Raw genomic sequence first — 24075 nt, forward strand, 5'->3', positions numbered from 1 at the left:
GAGCTTATTGCGGATTCCATTTAACTTAGGTGGATAAAATACTTGTATGTATTGCGAAATAAACTAAAAGACCTTCAGGTGTTGAAGGTCCTTTTCTAATCTTTACTTGTTTGCTATTCATTTATTCCTACAGTTCTACGATTTCGTATTTCATTGGATTTTTTAAGGCCATCTAGTGTCAGAACTTTTAAGAACAACTTGTCCTTTGGGTTGAGCTCTTCCACCATAAATAGTCACTGTATAAGTGCCTGAAGGAACGAGTGGCATAAAATCATTATTTAAAACTTCTACTATTTGACCTACTGGAACTTTTGTATTAAAAATAACCGTTTTCTTACTGTTGTGCATAACTTCCACTCTAAATGGTTGTGTTCCTCTATTTTTTGCATACAGTTTAATATTTGGATATCCAATTGTTACAGAATAAGAGGTTACTGGGTCCGTTGTATCCCCATTTAAATTCCAAGTTAGTATATCTTTGAGTGCATAAGGAACAATCATTTCATTTCCTTTATTGGATTTATAATCGACATTATTTGCCGAAACCATGGCACTATCAGCTGAGACTACAGTGGCGATAGATAACATTAGTACAGAAGACATTAGTAGTGAAACGAGTTGTTTTTTCATTAATGATAAACCTCCAAGTAGCTTGTATTTTGTGGAATAATATATGAAACGTTTATATACGGAGAAAGTTACACTTTTTAATATAGAAAAACCTCCCTAGCTCAACATTGAGCATAAGAAGGTTTTTGCGTGTTTCACTACATTTTGTTGAGTAAGTTCACAATGGCTTGAGCACTTTCCGCGCGACTTGTATCTTTTTTAGGCACGAATGTGTTCTTACTTTGTCCGTTCATCAACCCAAGTGATGTTGCTGCTCGGACCGGTTCAAGGGCCCATGTACTAATCTGTTGTTCATCGCTGTAGGTAGCTGTCACATCATTAGGGATCGATGTTTCAGCGTTATTCAGCTTATAAGCACGTACGATCATCACAGCCATTTCTTCACGTGTGATGGTCTCTAACGGTGCGAATGTAGACTCAGTCTTACCCTTCACTAGACCATTATGGTACGCAGAGGAAATTGCTGAAGCATACCAAGCGTTCTGATCAACGTCCTTGAAAGATACACTACCTTGATCTTCTATGCCCAGAGCGCGAACAAGCATCGCTGCAAACTGAGCTCGAGTCAAGCGTTGTGCTGGACTAAACGTACTATCCGTCGTACCTTCGACAACATGTTTGGCTGCTAGTTCCTTGACTGCTGCTTGTGCCCAGTGACCGTTCATATCTGCAAACGATTTACTGTATTCTACTACCACATACTTGCTGAAATGATACACATCTACTTTCAACTTGCTGTTGTCCCAATATCCACCGACGTATTCCAATTTACCGTTATCCCCAATAAAATACCCACCTAGAAGTTTTGCATCTACGGATGGATCCACGTTGAAGATTAACGTGATCGGGGTTAGGAACCGATCGATCTTCACTTCTTTCCCATCCTTTGTTTTGACGGACAGACTGAAATGGTACATCTTACTTGCTAGTTTCACCTTGGTGTTCGAACTATCTGATTGACCAATAAGAGATTGTGCTACGGATTGTTCCACTTCATCCAGTTTGAACGAAATGATCGCACCCTCCGATTGATCAGCGGAGATTGATTGTTGAATGGCCTTCAATAACGATGAAGGAATTTCAACTGTGAAATCTCCTTTGTGGATTACGATTGGATTAGATCCTACTAACTCCGCAGACTTCAACGGTAGAAGAACCCCATTCTCTTTGTCTCCAAGATCAATGGTTACTGTCCCTTTCGCATTCTTTAGTAAATCCTCACTGACGTTCCTCTGTGTTATTTGATTACTAGCACCCGTATTATTTCCAGAATTACTACCCGCTCCAGGTTCACTTGGTGGAGTCGTTACTGGTGGAGTCACTGATGCAATAGTTGCAAGAATAACGGTTCCACCTTCATTCATTCCTGGAAGACTGAAACTTACTTTATTATCGTTCGTTACGTTGTAGACTACTCCACTGTACTCGTCTTTGACTTGGCTTCCAGCTTTAAACGGTACAGGAAGAATAACGTTCTGCGCCGTTGTCTTTGTATTGATGACTGTGACGATATTCTCACTATTCAGATTTTTATTGAATGCCATATATCCTTGTTCGTTAGAAGCAACAATGGAAGTCCGTGTTCCCTTGGAGAACAATTTGGAATACTTAGCGCGGATGTTCAGCAACTTCTGGTAATGATCATGCAATGGTTTCTCCGCATCTAACTGATCCCACGGCATATCTGCACGATTCTCACTGAATTGTCCTTTACTCATATCTACTGCATTGTTACCCGAACGTCCTAATTCTTCACCATAATAAATGACAGGCTGTCCTTTAGAGGTGATTTGAAGCGCAGCAGCGATCTTCAGCTTGCCTTTGTCTCCACCTACGTAATCGTTCAAGAACCCGTTCTCATCATGACTGCTTAGGAACTGCCCCATCGTTCTCGTGTTATCCATTCGTGCTTCTCGATTAGCAAGATAAGCTTCTACCGATTCAATCTTTCCGTTTGCAAAGTCTCTTGCATTCTCATTGAAACTGAAATCAAGAAGACTGTCCATTTGGCCACTTTGGAGATTTCCTCCGTCACTTTCTACGCTTGCACCGTAGTATTCACCGATCATTTTGAATTCCGGATCAATCGTAGTCAATGCATTCTTGAACGCTTTCCATGTTGTCTCATCCACATGTTTCACGGTATCTACCCGGAAATAATCAATTGTATCTCCACGTTCTGTTTGTGCACGATTCAACCAGCCTGCCTGCCAATCAATTAATTGTTGGCGAACAACTGGATCCTCTGTTTTAAAATCAGGAAGTTGAGCGAGTTCTCCCTTCATTGGATCTTCATCCGATGCTATGCCATCTGTTCTCAGCATGTTGGCGAAACGATCCTTATCATCCTGCGTGATACCAGGACGACTATCATCCGCTTTAAGACCATAGCCCGTATGATTTAATACGACGTCTACCATAATCTTAATCCCTTTATCATGAGCTGTATCAATGAGCTCTTTGAACGTTTCTATATCGCCAAGATGTTCATCAATCTTCGTAAAGTCTTTAGCCCAATAGCCATGATAACCATACTGTTTACTGTTGAAATCAAGCCCCTTATTGAAGTCAATGTTGTCAACAATAGGGGTAATCCACAATGTGTTAATACCTAACTGCTGCATATAATCTAGCTTGTCGATCAGACCTCTAAAATCACCACCATGGTAAGCTTCTAGATGACTCTTATCAACATCCTGATTATTTGTTGAATCACCATCCTGGAATCGGTCCGTTAGCGCGAAATAGATTCGGGCCTCATCCCAATCGAAATCGAGTTCTCCATTAGACGTTCTCGCTTTGACCTCTACCTTTGCAAGATGCTTATGTTTATTTCCGAATGGATCGACTAAGGTGATTGGTATTTCTTTGATTCCCGCAGTAATAGAATCCTTCACGGTAATCGTCTGCTCCATCAGTTCCGTATCAAGTTTAACTTGAGAAGGTCCACCCAATAACGAAAGATCCATAAAAGCTTCCTTATAAGTTATCACTACATCTGATGATACATTTAACTTCAGCACTGCACTTGTGTTAGACGTAAGTGAAGGCGGGTTAACTGTCGAGAGAATCGTTACAACCGGAATGTGATATTCCACAACCGATTTGCCATTTATAGTATTATGCGGATCCGTAATTTCGTTCGTTTTGCCATCCTTCGTTACCAAGAAAGAGTACTCATAAGTACCCTCAACGACATCAGTCAAAGTATAACTAAACCATTCCTTCATTGGATCGTAAGTCATATCGTATTCAATACCGTTAATCTTCACCTTTGTATTTGTGATCTTCGTCATTTGACCACTTTCAAATAGTTCATCGTCTCTGTACATAAACGTAATGTTTCCATCATTCAGAATAGGTCCTCTGATGCTTGGCAGAATATCAAGTTCTTTGACCATACTCGTCACATTCACTTTGGTAAACATATCTCCAGGTGTCACCGAAATAAGACGATCATCCTGAATATCTTGCTTGCCCGTGTTCCAATCTGTCCCTTTACGAAGAACGAATCCGACGCTTATAGCTTGAGGTGCAATTTCAATCATCACACTCGCCACACCGTTCTCCACTTTTTCAAAATCAATCTGATCATTCTTCACGCCCGTATTCCATACCCATAGATTCCAATCCGTATAATCACGATCTGGACGGATATAGTTCAATTGGACATAACGTTTACCTTCAGTTGCAGTAACAGTGACTGTAACTTGGGATGATATCCCACCATAAGTAACTGTAATCGTTGCTGTCCCTTTAGCGACTGCTTTCACTAAACCTTTGGTAGTCACGGTAACCACTTGGCTATTACTTGAAGCGTAAGTAGCTGTGTTAGTTATCGTTCTCTTGCTATTATCATCGTATTTCGCATAAGCTGCTGTCTGATGCGTCTTGCCTACTTCTAGCGAGTAGTTCGCTTTGTCCAGTTCTAATGAACTCAATACCGCCGCTGCAGCATCTTGTTTGATAATGACGGATGTTAACGGTTCAAGGGTGATCGTATTTCCCGTAAGTGAAAATCCCGATTGGGTAGTAACCGCTTCGATCCCTGCCTCATCGTTATCTACGATTACCTTACCTGTTGTTAAATCTTCACTAAGCGTCAGCGTTCTTGACTTGTTATCTGCATTCACAAATACATAATAATTGCCTGTTCCATCTGTTGCTTTATTCTTGTAGGCGATGATACTGTCACTTGCGTTAACTTCCGGTGCTGAGATCAAGGTGACGTTGGTATCTACTAAAGACTTATCCCCTAATCTGAAAGCATCGGTCGATTTCCTTAATGCTATCAATCCTGCTGTATATTCTCTTGTCATATTATTCTCAGGGTATTGCGCTTCGTTTGTGGCCTTGTTCCAATCAAACATGTTAATAGCATCGGATGAATCATAGGAATCATGTACAAAATACCCAAATACATGGCCTGTGTCATCTGCTAATTCATGATATTTCTGTTCTGGCTTCCCTGGTGCCTTCCATTGTTTCGTACGTCCGTATTCTTGACCCGCATGGAAAAAGGCTGTCCCTTGAGATGTTAATACCATCATATTCCCAAGTCTCACACGTTTAAGAATTTCCTCATCATTTGCAGGTATAGAAGGATCCTTTTTAATAGATTGTGCAATGACATCATATAAAGGTAGATTGTCATGTGCCTCAATATATGACACCATATCGCCAGGATCATCAGCTGGTGTATTACTTGGCTGTGCTTTGATGTTGTTAAAGATTGTCTTGATATCCCGTGCACCACCAGTAATAAATCTTGGCTCACCTTCACTGCCAAATCCCGATTTCAATTCATTTCTGATCTCGTCTGAGAAAACACCTACACTGTCGGTTTTATCCATCCAGTCCTGATCCGCGCCTTTTCCTGCCAACGAAGGATCTGATGCTGCTCCACCGAACGTTTTCCAACCTTCACCGATAAATAAGGCGTTAGGATTGATTGCCTCTGCTGCATCATAGGCATTCTGTACTGCATCATAGGTGGCATCACCCATCATATCCCAGCGCATGCCATCTATTTTGTATTCATCGAACCAATATTTAACAGAGTCTACCATCAATTTCTCTGCCATCTTATGGCTTGTTGCTAGATTATTTCCGAACCCTCCAATATTGTTACCATTCGCATCTTGGAAGGCATAATAATTAGGAACAATATCATTCAAAAGACTTGCTTGAGCCATATGAGTATATACGACATCTAACACTACGCCCATACCGGCTTCATGAATGGCATCGATCATCGCTTTTAACTCTTTTATTCTCAGTTCCGGGTCTGTAGGGTCTTCTGAGTAAGCGCCATCCGGTGAGAAGTAGTTGTGTGGGTCATAGCCCCAATTGTATTCATTATCTTGTGCTGAGTAATCCAATTCTCTTTGTTTCATCGCACTTTCATCCCCGTAATACCATGCCATTACAGGAAGTAATTGAATGTGTGTAACTCCAAGGGATTGGAGATAATCAAGTTTGTTTTTGAAAGCATCAAAAGATCCCCATGTTGCATTGTTTAGATCATTCTCAATCGTTGGATCTGAAGTGAAGTCTCGCACATGGATTTCCCAGATGATAGCATCTTCTCTTTTCTCATACCCTTTAATATCCGCATAGTCAAAATCTACTGGATCCGTTCTACTTAAGTCCACGATCGCCGCTTTTCCTACAGCATCTCCATCCGGACCCTTAACTCCCTTCGTATCCACACTGAATTCGGCCATGGATTTAGCATATGGATCAAGTACCTGCTTCGTATCCCCATTATTCGTCACTTCATATTGATAGAAATAGCCTTTGAGGTCGGTTACATGAGCTCCTACCAGATCACTTGGGGCAACCTTGGCGGACCATACACCCTTTTCCTCCTTAGCTAAGTTAACGCTTCCTATCAATTGCGTAGAATCAACTTTGTTATATACGTTCGCAACGACAGAACTTGCCTTAGGTGCCCATAGTTTTAAAGTTACACTTCCTGCCTGATAGGTTGCTCCGAGATCATCACCCTGATAGTTGTACATTTCATCGATCATTCTCCACCCCGTGAGAGCGGTTACGGTAATTCCTGAATAAGTGATACTTAACGGAGCATTCTCCATTAAGAATGGAGTTGTATTTACTTCGATTGCTGTTGAACTAGTGATCTGAACGTTATTGACTGTTACGGCATCCCCGTTCTTGTCCGTTATCTTCAGCCCACTTTTCAATGCTCCTTCTTCCAATCCATCTGTCATCATGAAATTTACAAGTAATTTACTTTCAGATAAGATCTCTGCGGACACAAGACCCGTAGGTACCTCACCAAAAGGAGAAACGTATACCATATTATCGCCTTGTTTAATCCATAACTGATTATATCGGTCTAACAGATTAAAGTTCCTGTTCTCCTCTTTATCTGCATCACCCAAGGTACGATTTACTACGAAAAACCCCATTTTCTTAGCATTATTAATGAGCGGGATATCGACATAAGCCCCATATTTATCAACTTGACCTGCTGGGAAAGGAATTGCACCTGTAGGCCATCCTCCAGAAGGACTCGCTACGTCTTCCCAATTCCATACTCCATAGGGACTATAGTTATTGTCTGCTCTTTGATAATGTACACGAACCGTATTAGTAGGAATATCCACAGGTTCATACGGAGTTACCTGATCTGAGCCCTCTTTCATCCATACTTCATTCATCTGAGACGTCGTTATTGAAATTTTCTTGTCGCCACCATCTTTGTCCCCGCTTACACGGTTTACAACGATCGCGCCAATGCTTTTGGCTGTACTAGTGAGTGGAATATCTACAAAAGCACCATAACTGTCTACCTGTCCAGCCGGGAATGGCGTTGCTCCTAGTGCCCACCCGCTTGATGGTGATGTAACATCACCCCATAACCATAATCCAAGATTCGCATAATTGCCGTCCGTTCTATTATAGTGAACCCGTAGGTGATCTGCCGGTATTAGATCTGTCGGATCTATATTGTCTACAGGTTTAGAATAGTCTGTTGTCACACTATGATCGATCGCGTTGAAATGAAAGGTTACATCCGTATCTTTAGCAAGACTTAGTTGTTCTTTGCTAGTAGGATACATTGGATCGGTGGTAAGGTCTGTCCCAAGAATTACTAGAAACTCATAATCTCCTGCATAGACTGCCTTGGTTACGGAGTAAATATGATTAAATGTATTATCGTACATAATAGCTTGGGCATCTGTAGCAGACCAATCGCCAGTATCACCCATTTCAGTCTGTAAATCACCAATAATTCTAGGAAGTTTATCTTGATTGGTTATAAGAGGAGTATAGTAGGTAGAATCTGCAATTCTGTGGGTGTTACCGTTGTAGTAGAATGTCACTGCTGTATCTTGCTTTAGAATAATACTGATGTTTCCTCCAGCATTAACCCCAGCTGTGTTGGAATAGTTATCAAATCCATAACTAACATCCCACTTCCCATCCATAGCTACTTTGTATTCATAAGTGCCAGCGGGTAAAGTACCTGTAAACTGATAAAATCCATTACCTACGTCAATCATTTCAGTTGCTGCGGCGGCTGGGTCCCAGTCACTAGTGGCTCCCAAGGCAACCTGTAAATTACCAACTAATACGACCTTGCTCGGAGCAGCTGCTTCAATCTGTAAGGGATATAATCCGATACTCGAAATAATAAGAATGAGAGTCATGAAGATAGACCACATTTTCTTCCTTCTATAAGCAAACTTCATTTAAAATACACTCCTTCATTTAAAATTCAACAAATTGTGCAAGCGCTTGCACCAAAAGGCAGTATCCCCCCTTTATTAAACTTTAGCTGATGAAGCCGTACGATTCATGATAGTTAGCACCTTGAGTAAACATTTCAGCTATTCCATAACTAGTATAATTTCCAAATAAATGAAATCGTTTGCATGTATATAGTATACCGCTTTCATGAACCCGTCAATTTATAATTTTGAATACATAGACTTCTACAAAAACTACTAAATTTCGCTAATTTCTTCTGTTAGGTGAATAGAAATAAATATTTTATATCCAGTTAATTACAAACATTCTCGTAGGATGCCGCTACGATGACGGATTGTCCTTCCGATCGCTGTTATCCTCTGATTTCTTGATTGTATATTGCTTGAGCGGTTGAAATCAAAGGATAAAGGCGAACGCTACCGCTTCTTCAGGACAATTCCGCCATCTTCGCTACTTTTTATTTACTCTGTATTATTTTTATTTTCCTATTTACAATTACTACCTAATGGTTTATTTTAACATTAAATAGATACTAAAACTTATACATTCCATCTAAATATTTAACGAAATATTAAAACCTGTTCCTAGGAGGATATAATGAAAGAACTATTAAAAAAAAATATCCGCTTTGCCTACAACGAAGCTCTCGAATTCGTAGTTTCCATGGGTATGCTCGCTTGCGAGGAGCAAATGGTCGCCCTTGCGGAGGATTACAGGATTGAGACGGATCCTCTAGCTGAGTCCTTTCATGATGAAGCACGAGCACGATTATCACCTCATGTCCTTCGGGAGCTACAGTTTTTTTCCCAGTATCATTTTTTACACAAAGGACTTGATTTCGGTTTCTATGAATCGATCTGTATCTCATCAGAACCTCAGTCAGCAGAAGAGTGGATTACGATTCTAGAACAAAGACCTGCAGAGAAAGTCGTATCCGAAATGGTATACGGCGTATATCACGACCAAATGGATGATCTCCTACAAGGCATGGATTGGGAAGTGATTAAGATGGACCTTGGCTTGCTCTCTGAACTCGTCAAAAAAACGAAACCCCAACCAGAGCTTGTCAAAGCTCACGACCCCTTGCTCGAATGTCTAGCTCATCCAGAAGAGACAAAACTACGGTATATGCAACTTGTACGGATGTTCTATCACGATGCTTTTGCGCCCTGGAAAGATCGATTTAGAGAAGAGTCTGAACGAGCAACACTCGTCTATAAGGAACTATTTCATGCCAATCCCGAGCGATTCATACGTGAACTGATCAAAACTGAGCCTGCTACTTATGACGTCCCTACAGTCTTTCATATCAGTTTCATATCACAAGTAGGTAGCCACTCCTTACTCCTAAATAACGGAACCTCTTGGATCGGATGGGTCATTTTTGGTATACATAACGACCGTGTATTCGGACCTGCAGCAGATCGAGAGAAGACAGCGTTGTTCTTAAAAGCATTTTCTGACAAAAAGCGTTTAGACTTCTTATTACATCTACGTGAACGCCCCTATTATGGACAGGAATTAGCTACAAAAATGGGCATTACTCCAGCCGCAGTCAATTATCATGCCGGCTTCTTACTCTTCCTTGGTCTACTCGAAATGAAAAGAGAGGACCATCGAATGTATTACCATCTTAATATGGATAAACTTCAAGAATTACTAGCTATTACAACTAGGGTGATGTTAGAGAAAGATTACTAAACAACCATGAGCTACATAAACTGCTGAATCATTGGGAGGATGTAACTTGAGTCGGACTACGAAAGAAGAGGTTATAAGTAACGAAGCGACAGCAGTCGCTTCTAGCACGTTGAAACGCCTCATGAAGTTAGGCAAACCTTACTTAGGTTGGTATATTGTATTGTGCCTAATTGCGGCGGTCGTCTCACTTGCGAATGTTGCCGTGGCTGAAGCATTACGCCGTATCATTAACGCTGCCACGCACCAGGATATGTCAGGATTGATGTCTGCGCTCATCTTTGGCTGTGTGATCTTTATTGTGGAAGCAGCCGGAAACTTTCTCAATACCCTATTAACAGGCCAACTCGAGTTCAAATCAACAGCTAAGCTCCAGGCATCTGTATTGTCTAAGTTATTAAAAGTTCAAATGAAGGATCTAGACCACTATCATTCTGCCGATCTCATCAGTCGTATGAATGATTCTGCTCCCGCTGCACAACAAGGCATCAATCAAAAAACAATTGAGTTACTAAGTAACCTCATGCAGATCGCCTTCCTACTAACCTATCTATTGTCCCTTCAGTATGTATTAACCTTAGGAGTCCTCATCATTTGCTCCTTAGTTCCTCTAGTGATGATTCCATTCACTTCACGTCTGCGATCTATGCATGAGCGAAGACAACAAGTAGAAACAGCCCAGCAAGTATTCATTCAAGATACGATCCAAGGTGCTGAGGTTGTGCGATCCTTCTCCCTTGTTCCAAAGCTACGTGATCAATTTGCACAACGCGTGAAGCAATATTTCAACATTCATATACCTGTCTCTCGAATAGAAGCTGTGGGATATAATATGCCTCTTGCCGTTATACTCTTTGGCTTGCTGTACGTACTCTCCTATGGTGGGTACCTCGTTATGGATGGTCGACTAGATGTAGGCGCCGTCGCAGCATTTCTTATCTGTTTCGAGCAAATCACGAACCCCGTGTCACGCCTTGCCAATCTATGGACCGAATTTCAAGCTTCCTTGGCACAGGGTAACCGTTTGTTTGAAATACTCGATTTAAAAGAAGAAGGTAGAGATCTTGAATCTGTTCTTGATGAAGATTCCACCGATAAATCAACAGCTAATTCCCATTTGGCTGTAGGTGGATTCCACGCGATCTCATTCGAACAAGTGAGCTTCCGCTACAGCGATGAACCGGTATTGACTAACATCTCCATTACAATCGAACCTGGAAAAGTGACAGCATTTGCAGGGCCTAGTGGTAGTGGCAAAAGCACGCTCATCAATCTACTCCTTGCTGTATATGAACCCCGTGAAGGCAACATACGGTGTGGTGATATGTTGTTACGTAACATCCATCCGCGGGTATGGCGTCATGACATCGCCTACGTTTCCCAAGAACCCTACCTTTTCTCTGGAACGTTGTATGAGAATATCGCTTGGGGAAGTCCCAAGGCCCTACATGAAGACATAATTAAGGCCGCACAAAATGCAGGTATTCACGAATTCATCATGGCAACTCCCCAACAATATGAGACTGTCATCGGTGAACGCGGACTCACATTATCTGGCGGAGAGCGGCAGCGTCTATCCATTGCAAGGGCCTTTGTCCGGATGCCGAAGCTCTTGCTTCTCGATGAACCTACAGCAGCACTTGACAGCCATAATGAAGAAATTGTTCAACAAGCTCTCAAGGTGCTTATGTATGGTCGAACTACCGTAGTGATCGCGCATAGATTGTCCACCATTAGAGATGCAGATCGTATTTATTATATGGAGTCCGGTTCTATCGTTGAAGAGGGATCTCACCATGAATTAATGAATTTAGATGGTAAGTATCGCGCTATGGTGGAGACCACCTTCAAGCAAGAGAACGTCTCTACTGAGGTTATGGAGGTTGAACCATGAAGTTTAAGAATTCCACGAATCATTCATTAGGGTATGTACTACGTAGATTGATCCCATATTCTATTCCCTACAAGATCGCATTTATGGCTGCCATCCTCCTTTTATCCGCTAGGCTCGTTATGGATATTGGGTTCGCAGTCATTCAACAGGTATTCATTGATACAATCAATAACTCGAATATGAGCTCTCTGTTTCGTATAACTGCTGTTTGCGCTGCGGTCTGTGCCGTCATTATCTGTTGTCTGATGTTACAACATTACTTGCGATTCGTTGTGCAGAGTCGGATGTCTTGGGATATACGTGCCAGACTTTTTGACAAAAGTCACCGTATTCCTTTCCGCAATGTTCAATCATTACATTCAGGCGATTTGGCTTCACGTAACAATAAGGATGCAGGCATGGCGATTGGTATGGTAAATAGCATAGTATACGATCTAGGGTACAATCTCCTTCTTTGTTTTATTTCTTTTCTATATTTGGCCCAGATGGACGTATGGATTGCACTTTTAGCGCTTGGCTCCGGACCCGTTGTATTCCTTTCAGGTCGCTTCTTTGATCGTAAGCTACGCAAATTATCTACTGAGATTTATAAGAAGGAAGCCGAACTACGTGGGTTATTGCAAGAGACATTACAGGGGATGAAAGTTGTCCGCGCATTCGGCCTAGAAGAGACTCTCCTTAACCGCTATGTGAAGGAACGCGAGGCATTGAATCGGTTACAACGACGAAAGAATCTTCTGAACGGACTATTATGGCAAACCTCCGCATTTATCAATAATATCGTCATGATCGGATGTGCTAGTCTAATTGCTTTGTCTGCTGTGAGAGGTGGAACGACAGCCGGTGAAGTATTAGCATTTGTCATTCTGATGAGTCGAGTTCAATGGCCATTTGTTCACATGTCTCAGACATGGGGTGGTGTGCAAGAAGCTTTAGGTGCAGCTGATCGTGTATTCTCCATATTCGAAATGCCAGACGAAGGGGACACGGACCCATTACCTCCCACATCTCCGGCAGTTTCTAAAGGAATCGCTGCGTTATCTATACAGAATATTCATTACAGACATCATTCGCTTGATGGAATTGGAAGTGAATCCATGCTATTCGACGGAATTCATATGCATATCTCCCCGGGAGAAACCATTGCAGTTGTGGGACCCAGTGGTTCAGGAAAGACGATGCTTGTACGATTATGTTGTGGGTTATATGAACCTAACTCCGGTACAATCTCTATTTATGGAAAATCGGTTCATGATCAACTTGACGAAGCTCGCGCCATGATTACGTATGTACCTCAGACTCCGTATTTATTCTCAGGAAGCATACGAGACAACATCGCCTTCGGCTCAGATTATGCGACTGAAGAAGAAATCCAAGAAGCCGCCAGACTTGCAGGTGCAGAGGAGTTCATTGCAAAAATGCCAGCAGGGTACGACACGTTGTTAGGTGAACACGGTTCGACTTTATCAGGTGGGCAAAGACAACGTATTGCTATTGCGAGAGCTTTTCTTCGTAACGCACCACTTCTTCTGTTGGATGAGGCAACTTCCGCATTGGATAACGAATCTGAACGAATTGTTCAGCAATCTCTTGATTTACTGATGAAGGATCGAACAACATTGGTCATTGCACATAGACTATCAACGGTGAGAGATGCTTCTAGAATTATCGTGTTAGATCAAGGTAGATTTGTTGAAGAAGGCTCTCATGAACATTTGATTGCGATGAACGGATTGTATGCCGAATTATACAACATTCAGTTTAGAGCGGAGGAAGCTGAAGCAATTGATGAAGTAGCGTCTACGATTTCTTCTTAAAAAAAAACGGTAGACCCAGAAATCACCTAGATCTACCGTTTCTTCATGGCTATATTTCATTGATTTCTATTAGACCATCATAAACTCACTTGATTCTCTGACATAGTCATTGCCCTCAATGCGAACGACTTCCGCTGTAAAAGACTCTACTCTGCCAACGATCGCTAGTTCTTCTTTAATCCACACTTCGACATTTCTTTGAAAAGTCATCGATCTTTGAAAATCTGTATCTAGCGTACACCTTTTTCTAATCATCAATATTCTCCTTATGAAAAACTCCGCGTTGAAATTAGTTCTTATCAAGCAGTATATCATTATTCATTCTTAATGATATGTTGGATTATCCAACATGATCATGGGAATATCTTTAGACAAAAGACCCCTTTCAATTCGTCTCGAAAGGGGTCTTTTGTCTGGATAATCATAATCTATATATAAATTACAATGCACTTCCACCGAATAGGAAACGTTTCTCCCAATGTGTACCACTAATCTTGCTAGTTGTCACACCACCTGATTCCTTAGAATAAGTATGAAGGATTTCTCCATTTCCTAAGTAAATCCCTGTATGTGTAATGGTCGCTTTAGATTTATTTGAATACGCTGATGCGCTCGTTCCTTTATAGGACATGAAGTACATCAAATCACCGCGTTTTAGCTTCTTCCAATCTGTCTTAACTGCGCCCTTAGCTTTCACGTAAGCTCCTTGTGCTCTCGAATCTGCTGGTAGCTTTATTCCAAGACTATCAATGAATGCCTGACGTACGAAGTCGGAACAATCAAATGTAGACGTATTCGAACGGCTTGAACCATACTCATAAGGCGTTCCCAAATACTTCTTACCTGCTGCAATCATTTTCTCAACTTTACTACTAGCTGTGCTATTATTATTCGTATTTCCCGAAACACTCTTCGTATATTTAGATGAGGATGAAATATAACCACTGTTTCCCTTCGCATCTTTAACTTTAAGCCATGCTGTTCCCGATTTACTCACAACTGTAACTTTCTCACCTTTAGAGATCATGCGAATAATGGCCGATGTACTCGATGGAGCTTTACGTAAGTTCACTCCCCATGTTACTTGTGAAGTCGTTGAAGCAGCCTCAACTTTATCCTCAAAGACTGTCGTGGACAAGCCTCCGAATAACATTACTGCTGTAAGTGATGCAGTTATCACTTTTTTACTAATCATCATGTTGTTACCTCCTAAGATGCTTATGTTCCTGCATACTTGTCCCATTGTAGAACGCTTCACACATAACAGATAATCGGTCTTTGGTCTCAATTTACATTCTGAGAATCAGGTACAAAGAACTGGTAACGTTATAGGTAAAAACTAAAATATTCCAGTTATTAATAAAGTTAAAATTCTGTAACTATTATATTAAATTATTGTAACCACTGTTATATCAGTCATTCTCTCTTTTTCCACAAGAAAAACATCCATTTCAACACACTTAGGTATTTGGACCTACAATGGAAAGTCAAATCGTCAATTTCAACCCAGTAATTCCCACCCTATTTAGACCTAAAAAGATCAAATTTAAACCAATTATTATTAAAAACATAGAATAAAGCATAAAAAAGTCCTTAGGTTATCCTAAGGACTTTTCTCTAAACCAATATAATAGAACGTTTATTTCACTTCAGTTACTCCAGTTACAACACCTTCTTTAGATACATCAAATGTTGATTTGAAATCTTCATTAGCGAAATATACATTACCTTCAACCTTAGCATCAGCAATTGTGAAACCATTAGCTTCTACATAAACATCACCAACAAATGTTCCACCTTGAATTTTAGCGTTTTCACTTTTAACAGTTAACTTTGGAGCTGTTAGTGTATAAGTAGCTGTTTTTTTGTGATCTGCATCTTGTGCATAAAGAGCGATCTTACGCGCTGCAGCATCTTTATTAGTAAATTCGCCTTCTAATACTAGATCCTTTTCAATCTTCATATCATTAAGAACAGCTATAATCCATGTTCCATCTTTACTAATTGCATTCAAGAATGCTTCTTCTGTATTAACAACTGAAGCTGATGTTAGCGCATCCGTAGTTGCCTCTTTTGCCGGTTCTTGTGCAGCTGGTTCATTATTGTTACCACAAGCAGCCAGTAGTACAAACGCCAATACCAATCCCAAACTCATAAACTTTTTCATTATGATTTCCCCCTCATATCTGATTACATTTTCATTTTAACACAACTTTAATATTTAAGTTATTTTTTTCACAAAGTTTTCTTATTTTATTTTTTATTATTTAATTTCATTAATACTCAAACCTCTTATCCGTTGCTGGACTCAATAACCTTCCATTTACTTGTTGCTGAACCTGTATTACACTCAAACAAAGGGTCTAGTTTCCTTTGGAATGATGAGGTGTATCGTATGAGTAAGAATATTGAACAGTTATCTACGAACGAAACCAAGTATATGATTACAGGAGACTCCATATCCAAAGGAGTTATCTATGATGAAACGAGAAGTAAATATATCATTCTAGAAGATAATTATGTATCTCTCCTTCAGAATAAATTAAAAGGAGCCGTCCGTAATACAGCGAGGTTTGGAAATACGCTTTTCAAAGGACTTAACAATCTTAAAAAAGATGTATTGAAAGATCGACCTGACATTGTTCTGATCGAGTATGGTGGCAACGATTGTGATTTCCATTGGAATGAAATTGCAGAAGATCCTAATGCAGAACATAATCCTAAGACAGATTTCAATTTATTTGAGAAGATGCTTAGAGAAACGATAGATTTCTTAAAAAGCCAGCAAATTACGCCTGTATTGATGAATCTCCCTCCACTAAACGCAGAGAATTATTTCAAATGGGTGAGCCAGAATAACCCCGTCTCAGAAACGAACATTATGCAATGGTTGGGGAGTGTGACCAAGATTTATTGGTGGCAGGAACGGTATAACTCAACGATCATTAAAGTAGCCGAGAGTACAAAGACTAGAATCATCGATGTGAGAAGCGCATTCTTGCAACATCCTGATTTCACGAAGTTCATTTGTATTGATGGTATTCATCCCAATAAAGATGGCCATCAGATCATTTCTGACAAAATCTTAGAATTTATTAGAAACAACGATTTTAATACCTTACTGAATTCTAGCAATTTGGCAACAGATCATTAGAATTACACAATAACGACCTAAAAAGAGAGCAGCTCATTCCTTGTCGGACTTGAGCTGCTCTCTACTATTATTATCTTCTTGCAGTGTAGGTAGTTCATTGTCATTCACTGTTCTCATAAGTTGTAATGTACACCATTCTATCTGTTTATTCATCTGCTCTATTTGCTTATTCAATTCTTTAATTTGATTATTTTTGACTTCCAAACGTTGTTTGCGTTCTAATAACAATTCTTCATTCTTCTTCTCGATCAGTAGAAAGCATTCTTCATTTAGATTCATCCACCTTTTAAGTTGCTTTGGTGTATATTGACTTCCTATAATCGATTTAATACGTCCTCTTTTCCGTCCAACGTAACATATATATTTGTGATGAACCTCTAGCTTGATTTCATCAAAATAAAGATCTAGAAGATACGATAAATTACCGATATAAAAAGATTGCTTATGGTCGTGAAAGGGGTGAAAACCAAAGGGAACAGTGATAAGAACGATTCCTTTATCCTGAAGGGAAGAATGAACTGTCTTTAAGATTTTGTGGGGATGAGAGAAATGCTCGAGTACTTCTCCTAGAATAACGGTGTCAAATTTCCCAATACTTTTATCTGACAAAGAGGCATCGTGTAGATAGAACTTTACTTTATCTTGAACAAGCATCGATTCTTTCTTCAACTCTTCATTTGCGTAATGAATACTCGTCTCTTCCAGATCTATCCCTGTCACGTCGAAGCCTTCTCTTCCGAGCAGAATAGAGGTGATCCCTTGGCTACACCCGATATCTAGCACTTTTTGTCCTGTAACATGTTTACATATCCAGTGGACTCTAAAGTGTGTAGCTTTATGCGATGCCTCCGTATTGATTAATCCATAATAACGCAAATTCACTTGATCATGATTAGGCATGATGAACCTCTCTTTTCTTCAATCTAAAACTCCGCCATATTTCAACAAATTCGTAATGTCTTCATGGTTCATGAGATCATCATCCGATTGGTATCTTTGAAAGGAAACCTGAGGAAGACTTCGGTACTTTTTATAGAGTTCAGCAGAATGATTCGAAGGAAGAATAACATAATATTGATCATTAAACCGATACGTATAAGGTGATTCTGCTATTGAAATAAGAATCTCATGCAGCTTCTCTCCTGGACGGATGCCAACTTCCTTATGCCCAATGGATTTATTCAACAACTGTTGACCTAGGACATCTGCTAGATCTGTGATCCGACACGCCTTCATTTTCATAACGAATGTTTCTCCGCCTATGGCAGCCGTTGAGGCTTGTAACAATAGATCAATCGCTTCTGAGACCGTTAAGAAAAACCGAGTCATGTCTTTGTGCGTAAGTGTTACCTCTTGCGTTTCTAGAATTTGTTGCTTAAACAGAGGTACCACACTTCCATTAGTCCCCAATACGTTACCGCCTCTAATACACACAAAACGAGTATAATCACTGAGATGGTTAGCTCTCACCATCAACTTCTCACCAATCGCTTTGGTCATGCCGTACAGATTAATGGGATCTACAGCCTTATCCGTTGAGACATCCACGACCTTTTTCACTTTGTGTATGATACTTGCCCGGATGATATTCTCGGTGCCTAGCACATTGGTCTTAATCGCTTCTTGTGGATAATCCTCACATATAGGTACGTGTTTCAATGCAGCTAGATGAAAGACATAATCAACATGTTGACACGCTTCATTGACGGCATCGAAATCTCTAACGTCCCCGATCATATATTTTATTCTAGAATGATGATTAAACGTTCTACCCATCGATACTTGAGAGAATTCATTACGAGAGAAAATACGAATCTCTTTGGGTTGATAGGGTAATAACTTTCGGGTTAATTCTTGTCCCCAAGACCCCGTACCTCCCGTAATCAGAATTGTTTTATTCTTATACACAAGAAACGCCTCCTAGATTAAAATAGATCATTCACATAAATTCATCTAATATCCTGTTCATATCTTCTGGGTTAAATCCGTCCCTTTTTGGGACTCTTTTCTTTGACGTAATCGAAGGATGAACGATATTCACGAAATTGCGATGCTGCAGTATTTCATGAGGTAATTTGATCGCATAACCATGACCACCTGGCAGGACATATCTTTTCCCATCTAAATAATCCTTCGTGGTATAGATGAACGTGTAATATTGCGGCGATTCAAAATAAATCGGAACGAATCTATTATCTACGGTATCCCACATGTAACCTTCTTGATTAATTAATACTTCCGTCGTTGGTTGGTGCTGATAATCGTGTAATTGCTGAACGAAAGATTCATGGTACAAGTCATCTGAATCCTGCCTCGCTACATATAACTCATCAAATCCTTGGATATAAGCTTCAATCGTCTGCTTGGATTCATGACTTGTTCCAAAGATGATATTATCAGGATACGCTTCAGCCTTTTGTAGAGCTTCTTCAACGATTTCTTTGCATCCTTCGGCTAATTTAACTACAGTTATAACGTTTTGATTCGTCTGTTTCTTTAAGCTTTTAAGCGTATATTGATGAAAAATTTCAAGGCGATCTTCAATCCACGCTTTGGTTAATCGATTCGGATTCATCCCATAATTATTGAAATTAATTTCTATCACAATTCTTCTGGTTGTCATACCTTTAGCATCCTTTCTATCTTTCTGTGGTTCAGATAAACTCGACTAAGACTTTTGTTATTTCATTCTGATCTGTCATCTCTGGTCCAAAATGAGCCCGAGACTTCTCACTATCATTCCAAGGGTCTATTTCGCAGGCATCCGTAAAGGTTCTTATTTTCCATGACATGATTTTGTCAAAACTAATACCCGTATTTTTGGAATGAACGTGATTTATCCAAATAGGAGTCTTCACACATATAAATTCATGAGGTAATTTAAGTGCTCCTCTCCACCCTAGTTCCAATCTGTATCTTGTTCCTTTTAAATAATCCTTCGTATGATAGATCACAGCCCCGAAACTCGGTGCCCAGAAAAAAAACCTTCCTAATCTATGCTGTATTGAATCATACACATATCCGTATTGCGGTATAAGTGTAATTGAATCCCTTTGAGGTATGTGTTTTTGCAGTTGCTCTATATATGATTGGTGATACATATCATCACTTTCTAAGTGGACCTCATACAGAAACTCTCTCTCTTTCACGTTCTTCATAACTTCTGCATGAAACTTTTGAGAAGAAATAAATCTAACATTAGGAGGGAGCGGACGATAGTTAGTTAGCGCCGTTTTTACTACATCTTCTGATATTGGATTATATAAAACCAGCGCCAAAAAATCTTGAGAGCTTTGTCCTTCTAAGCTTTTCAAGGTATAGTTCATGAATATCGATAATCTTCGCTCGATCCAATCCTTAGTGAAACTTACTTCATTTGCTCCTCTACTATTAAAAGGAATTTTGATCACGATATTCTTGGTCACCTTTACCCCACCTTTCCGACCAATCTAGTATTCACTCTTTCATTCATCATCTTATGATTCTATATTGATTATGGAATGGACCAAATGTTCCTTAATTTCAAAAATAGGTTGTTCGAATACATACTAAAAAAAGGTGATGTCCCAGCCATCATTTATGGCTTGTTGGACATCACCTTTAACTTGTTAAATCTGAATTATTTATACCGCTGTAAACTGACTGTTGTATAAATCGGCGTAGTGTCCTCCACTCGCTAACAACTGCTCGTGGCTGCCACTTTCAACAACATCACCGTTCTTCATATATAGAATAAGATCTGCTTCACGAATCGTAGATAGTCTATGTGCAATCACAAAGCTAGTTCGGCCTTCGATCATCTTCTGGAAAGCTTTCTGAATACGAATCTCGGTTCGTGTATCAATGCTACTTGTCGCCTCATCAAGAATAAGCATCGGTGGATCAACTAACATCACTCGTGCAATGGTGAGCAGTTGTTCCTGACCTTGAGACAAGCTTCCACCCGTCCCCGTAATTAATGTGTCATACCCATCAGGCAAGCGTTTGATGAAACTGTGTGCATTCGCTGCTTTGGCTGCCGCTACAACTTCCTCGTCCGTCGCATCCTGCTTACCGTATGCGATATTATCCCGTATACTAGCGCCATACAGCCAGGTCTCCTGCAATACCATTCCGAAATTACGCCGCAAACTATCGCGAGTGATCTCATTGATGTTAATGCCATCTATCGTGATCCTCCCACTGTTCACATCATAGAAACGCATGAGCAAGTTAACTAATGTAGTCTTACCCGCTCCCGTCTGACCCACGATGGCAATTCGAGTTCCTGGTTGTACTTGTAAACTGAAGTTCGTAATTAAAGGACGGTCAGGATCATAGGCAAAATTCACCTTATCAAAAATGATCGTACCTTTACTCTGTTCCAATTGAAGTGCCTGCGGGTCATCCGATTGTTCAGCCTCCAAATCAAGAACCGAGAAGATTCGTTGGGAAGATGCGGTTGCCGATTGAAGTTGGGTTAACACGCCTGTAATTTCATTAAATGGTTTAGCGAATAAGTTAGAGAAGATTAGAAAGCTAGAGAGTTCTCCTACGGTTACCGTATTCATAATGACAGCCACACTACCGATCATGGCTATAACGGAGAACGTAACATTGTTTACTAAACGAGTTGCAGGATTCGATAGCGAGCCATAGAATTGAGATTTCATTCCTTTTTCATATAACTCTTCATTTTTCTTCTCGAACTGAGTATAGGATCTTTCCTCATATTGAAATGCCTGCACCACTTTTTGCCCACCGATCATTTCTTCCACATAACCATTTAATCCACCTAGAATTTGGGCTTGTTCGCGAAAATGTTGTTGTGTACGTGTCGTAATAAAACGTGCCACATAATAGGATACCGGAGCCGAGATCAGAACTACTAATGTCATCATCGGGCTGATATATAGCATTAACACAATTGCTCCAACAATGGTTATTACACCTGTAAGTAATGTTGAGAATCCCTGAAGTAATCCATCCGATACGGCATCCATATCATTAACAAATCGGCTGATGCTATCACCCTGAGGATGATTATCATGATAACTCAATGGAAGAATATTTAACTTATCGAAGAGTTCGCGCCGCATTTCATATACCGTCTGGTAAGCAATCCGATTCGTTAAATAGATTAACAACCATCCAAAGAGACTTCCCAACACGTAAACGACCGCTAACACGACTAGTAGCTTGCCAATGGCTTCGAATCGGACAGTGCCAACACCAATCATCTGATCGACTGCATTACCGATGAGAAGCGGTCCGATCAGACTTGCAACGACACTCAGAACAGCGCAACCCACGGCCCAAATCGCATAGGTTCTGTATTTCCCGGCATATTTCAAGAGTCTATTCCATGTTTGTTTATTATTCATTTGAGTGACTCCTCACTAGAAAGTTGGGAAAGAGTAATTTCCTTATATACCTCACAGCCGATCATAAGCTCATTATGAGTACCTATGCCGGCAATGCCACCTTCCTCAAATACAATGATTTTATCGGCTTGCTGTATAGTACTGACTCGTTGAGATATCATTAGCACCGTCATCTGTTCACTATTTTCTCGCAATTGATGCCTTAATGCAGCATCCGTAGCAAAGTCTAACGCGCTCGAGGAATCATCTAAGATAAGGATTTGTGGTTGTGTTACCACAGCACGAGCAATCGTTAACCGTTGCTTCTGTCCACCCGATAGATTACGCCCACCTCTAGAGACACCTGTATTATATCCTTCAGGAAGTTTCGCAATAAACTCTTCTGCCTGCGCTATGGAAGCCGCTCGTGCGACTTCTTCATCCGTTGCATGTTCATTACCCCAGCGAATATTTTCAGCGATAGTACCCGTAAAGAGTACAGCTTTCTGTGGAACCATCCCTATTTTGCTTCGTAATTGCTGTAATGAATAATCCTTTACATTCACTCCATCAATCCGTACATCGCCTTGTGTCGCCTCATAGAATCGAGGAATGAGATTCACAAAGGTCGATTTCCCCGAACCCGTACTCCCAATAATACCTACCGTTTCCCCATGCTGGATCTCGATGGAAATGTTCTCAAGCGCCAACTCCCCGGTTTTGTTATACCCAAAAGATACGTTATTAAATTGGATCGCAGGTACATGTGTGCTATTCGTGATCCTCTTCGAACGAATATCTCCAAGGTCAAGGATCGATGTGGTTGTCGCTAACACTTCATTAATTCTTGCTGCTGATGAGGATGCTTTGGTAAAAATAATGACTAAGTTCGATACGACGATCAGAGCTAATAATATTTGCGTAATGTAGTTAATGAAAGCTATGATCTCGCCCTGTGACAGCTGACCTTCATTAATATGGATACCACCAACCCACAGAATAGCGATAATAGCAACGTTCACGACAAGAGTTGTCATCGGGTTCAATAAAGCTGAAATTCGACCTACACGAATCGCCGTATGTGTTAAATCCTCTGAGGATTCATTGAAGCGTTGTCTCTCCTGTCTACTTTTTGCAAAGGCACGTATAACACGCACCCCGGAAAGATTCTCACTCAACACGAGAGCGATTCGATCTAACTTCTGTTGGTATAAGCGATAAATCGGGGCTGTACGTGTGATAATAAAGTACAGAATAATCCCAAATACAGGCGTAGCGACAATTAAAATAAGTGATAATCTTACATCCAATATCATCGACATGATAATGGCACCAATACAGATGAACGGTGCACGTATCACGAGACGAATGAGCATAGCAACAGCCAATTGAAGTTGATTAACATCATTCGTTATTCGATTAATTAAGGACGATGTACCGTACTTATCCATCTCTGCATACGAGAGTGATGAGATATGTCTAAATATTTTATTACGTAGCGTCGTACCAAATCCTTGTGAAGCACGCGCTGCATAATACTGGCAGATCATAGAACAGCCAAATCCCACAATGGATAGGATAAGCATGAGTGCACCCATCTTGAATACATACGATGTATCCCGCATTCCAATTCCTTTATTGATAATAAGCGCAACGATCGTGGGAAGAAGTAACTCGAATATCGCCTCCAACAATTTGAAGAACGGACCGATAATGACCTCTTTCTTGTACGCTCTTAGATAAATAGCTAGTTTAAACAAGGTAATCATCACCTAACCTAAGAATTAGTAAAATATT

General features: G+C 40.4%; 15 protein-coding genes. 4 read left to right on the plus strand and 11 right to left on the minus strand.

Translation table 11 applies throughout. The features are described from left to right. Nucleotides 1-162 precede the first annotated feature (162 nt). Together AC1D7X_RS10195 and AC1D7X_RS10200 are read right to left on the minus strand one after the other, a co-directional pair. On the minus strand, nucleotides 163-630 hold the full coding sequence (locus AC1D7X_RS10195) for a hypothetical protein (RefSeq protein WP_495456939.1): 468 nt from the start codon (nucleotides 628-630) through the stop codon (nucleotides 163-165). 137 nt (nucleotides 631-767) lie between these two features. Continuing rightward, complete coding sequence (locus AC1D7X_RS10200; RefSeq protein ID WP_495475151.1) at nucleotides 768-8354, minus strand: pullulanase; 7587 nt, start codon at nucleotides 8352-8354, stop codon at nucleotides 768-770. A 616-nt stretch (nucleotides 8355-8970) separates the two neighbouring features. Between AC1D7X_RS10200 and AC1D7X_RS10205 the strand changes: the two genes are divergently transcribed. Genes AC1D7X_RS10205 through AC1D7X_RS10215 form a run of 3 tightly spaced genes read left to right on the plus strand, consistent with a single transcriptional unit; the run spans nucleotide 8971 to nucleotide 13782 of the window. Continuing rightward, the gene (locus tag AC1D7X_RS10205; protein ID WP_495456941.1) at nucleotides 8971-10074 is read left to right on the plus strand and encodes a hypothetical protein; all 1104 of its coding nucleotides are present in this window, start codon (nucleotides 8971-8973) and stop codon (nucleotides 10072-10074) included. 46 nt (nucleotides 10075-10120) lie between these two features. Further along, entirely contained in the window at nucleotides 10121-11965 is a 1845-nt protein-coding gene (locus AC1D7X_RS10210) for an ABC transporter ATP-binding protein (RefSeq protein WP_495456942.1), read from the plus strand. After that, nucleotides 11962-13782 carry an ABC transporter ATP-binding protein gene (locus tag AC1D7X_RS10215; RefSeq protein WP_495475152.1) on the plus strand — a complete coding sequence of 607 codons (1821 nt, stop codon included), beginning with the start codon at nucleotides 11962-11964 and terminating at the stop codon, nucleotides 13780-13782. The genes AC1D7X_RS10210 and AC1D7X_RS10215 overlap by 4 nt, the downstream gene beginning before the upstream one ends. 69 nt (nucleotides 13783-13851) lie before the next feature. Here AC1D7X_RS10215 and AC1D7X_RS10220 read toward each other — a convergent pair whose 3' ends face one another. The 3 genes from AC1D7X_RS10220 to AC1D7X_RS10230 form a co-directional block, all read right to left on the minus strand. After that, nucleotides 13852-14037, minus strand: coding sequence for a hypothetical protein (locus AC1D7X_RS10220; protein WP_495456944.1), 186 nt, complete (start codon nucleotides 14035-14037; stop codon nucleotides 13852-13854). Nucleotides 14038-14221: 184 nt separating this feature from the next. After that, a complete protein-coding gene (locus AC1D7X_RS10225; RefSeq protein WP_495475153.1) occupies nucleotides 14222-14980 on the minus strand; it encodes a C40 family peptidase in 759 nt (252 codons plus the stop codon). 441 nt (nucleotides 14981-15421) lie between these two features. After that, nucleotides 15422-15949 carry a hypothetical protein gene (locus AC1D7X_RS10230; RefSeq protein ID WP_495475154.1) on the minus strand — a complete coding sequence of 176 codons (528 nt, stop codon included), beginning with the start codon at nucleotides 15947-15949 and terminating at the stop codon, nucleotides 15422-15424. A 228-nt stretch (nucleotides 15950-16177) separates the two neighbouring features. Between AC1D7X_RS10230 and AC1D7X_RS10235 the strand changes: the two genes are divergently transcribed. Continuing rightward, complete coding sequence (locus AC1D7X_RS10235) at nucleotides 16178-16936, plus strand: SGNH/GDSL hydrolase family protein (RefSeq protein ID WP_495475155.1); 759 nt, start codon at nucleotides 16178-16180, stop codon at nucleotides 16934-16936. A 33-nt stretch (nucleotides 16937-16969) separates the two neighbouring features. Here the strand turns inward: AC1D7X_RS10235 and AC1D7X_RS10240 are convergent, their stop codons facing one another. The 6 genes from AC1D7X_RS10240 to AC1D7X_RS10265 all read right to left on the minus strand — a co-directional run bounded on the left by AC1D7X_RS10240 (nucleotide 16970) and on the right by AC1D7X_RS10265 (nucleotide 24047). Continuing rightward, the gene (locus AC1D7X_RS10240) at nucleotides 16970-17836 is read right to left on the minus strand and encodes a class I SAM-dependent methyltransferase (protein ID WP_495475156.1); all 867 of its coding nucleotides are present in this window, start codon (nucleotides 17834-17836) and stop codon (nucleotides 16970-16972) included. An 18-nt stretch (nucleotides 17837-17854) separates the two neighbouring features. Beyond that, nucleotides 17855-18844: a polysaccharide biosynthesis protein gene (locus tag AC1D7X_RS10245; protein WP_495475157.1), complete on the minus strand. Its 990-nt coding sequence runs from the start codon at nucleotides 18842-18844 to the stop codon at nucleotides 17855-17857. Nucleotides 18845-18875: 31 nt separating this feature from the next. Beyond that, complete coding sequence (locus AC1D7X_RS10250) at nucleotides 18876-19559, minus strand: glycosyltransferase family A protein (RefSeq protein ID WP_495475158.1); 684 nt, start codon at nucleotides 19557-19559, stop codon at nucleotides 18876-18878. Nucleotides 19560-19590: 31 nt separating this feature from the next. Then, the gene (locus AC1D7X_RS10255; protein WP_495475159.1) at nucleotides 19591-20361 is read right to left on the minus strand and encodes a glycosyltransferase; all 771 of its coding nucleotides are present in this window, start codon (nucleotides 20359-20361) and stop codon (nucleotides 19591-19593) included. Between the two features lie 198 nt (nucleotides 20362-20559). Continuing rightward, complete coding sequence (locus AC1D7X_RS10260) at nucleotides 20560-22299, minus strand: ABC transporter ATP-binding protein (protein ID WP_495475160.1); 1740 nt, start codon at nucleotides 22297-22299, stop codon at nucleotides 20560-20562. Next, nucleotides 22296-24047, minus strand: coding sequence for an ABC transporter ATP-binding protein (locus AC1D7X_RS10265; protein WP_495475161.1), 1752 nt, complete (start codon nucleotides 24045-24047; stop codon nucleotides 22296-22298). The genes AC1D7X_RS10260 and AC1D7X_RS10265 overlap by 4 nt, the downstream gene beginning before the upstream one ends. Nucleotides 24048-24075: the final 28 nt, after the last annotated feature.

Source organism: Paenibacillus sp. Y568, assembly GCF_059445545.1.

Coding starts and splice junctions, on each gene's coding strand:
- AC1D7X_RS10205 (WP_495456941.1), top strand. CDS start 8,971: ATGAAAGAACTATTAAAAAAAAATATCCGCTTTGCCTACAACGAAGCT.
- AC1D7X_RS10260 (WP_495475160.1), bottom strand. CDS start 22,299: ATGAATAATAAACAAACATGGAATAGACTCTTGAAATATGCCGGGAAA.
- AC1D7X_RS10265 (WP_495475161.1), bottom strand. CDS start 24,047: ATGATTACCTTGTTTAAACTAGCTATTTATCTAAGAGCGTACAAGAAA.
- AC1D7X_RS10240 (WP_495475156.1), bottom strand. CDS start 17,836: ATGCCTAATCATGATCAAGTGAATTTGCGTTATTATGGATTAATCAAT.
- AC1D7X_RS10200 (WP_495475151.1), bottom strand. CDS start 8,354: ATGAAGTTTGCTTATAGAAGGAAGAAAATGTGGTCTATCTTCATGACT.
- AC1D7X_RS10250 (WP_495475158.1), bottom strand. CDS start 19,559: ATGACAACCAGAAGAATTGTGATAGAAATTAATTTCAATAATTATGGG.
- AC1D7X_RS10220 (WP_495456944.1), bottom strand. CDS start 14,037: ATGATTAGAAAAAGGTGTACGCTAGATACAGATTTTCAAAGATCGATG.
- AC1D7X_RS10215 (WP_495475152.1), top strand. CDS start 11,962: ATGAAGTTTAAGAATTCCACGAATCATTCATTAGGGTATGTACTACGT.
- AC1D7X_RS10235 (WP_495475155.1), top strand. CDS start 16,178: ATGAGTAAGAATATTGAACAGTTATCTACGAACGAAACCAAGTATATG.
- AC1D7X_RS10225 (WP_495475153.1), bottom strand. CDS start 14,980: ATGATGATTAGTAAAAAAGTGATAACTGCATCACTTACAGCAGTAATG.
- AC1D7X_RS10195 (WP_495456939.1), bottom strand. CDS start 630: ATGAAAAAACAACTCGTTTCACTACTAATGTCTTCTGTACTAATGTTA.
- AC1D7X_RS10230 (WP_495475154.1), bottom strand. CDS start 15,949: ATGAAAAAGTTTATGAGTTTGGGATTGGTATTGGCGTTTGTACTACTG.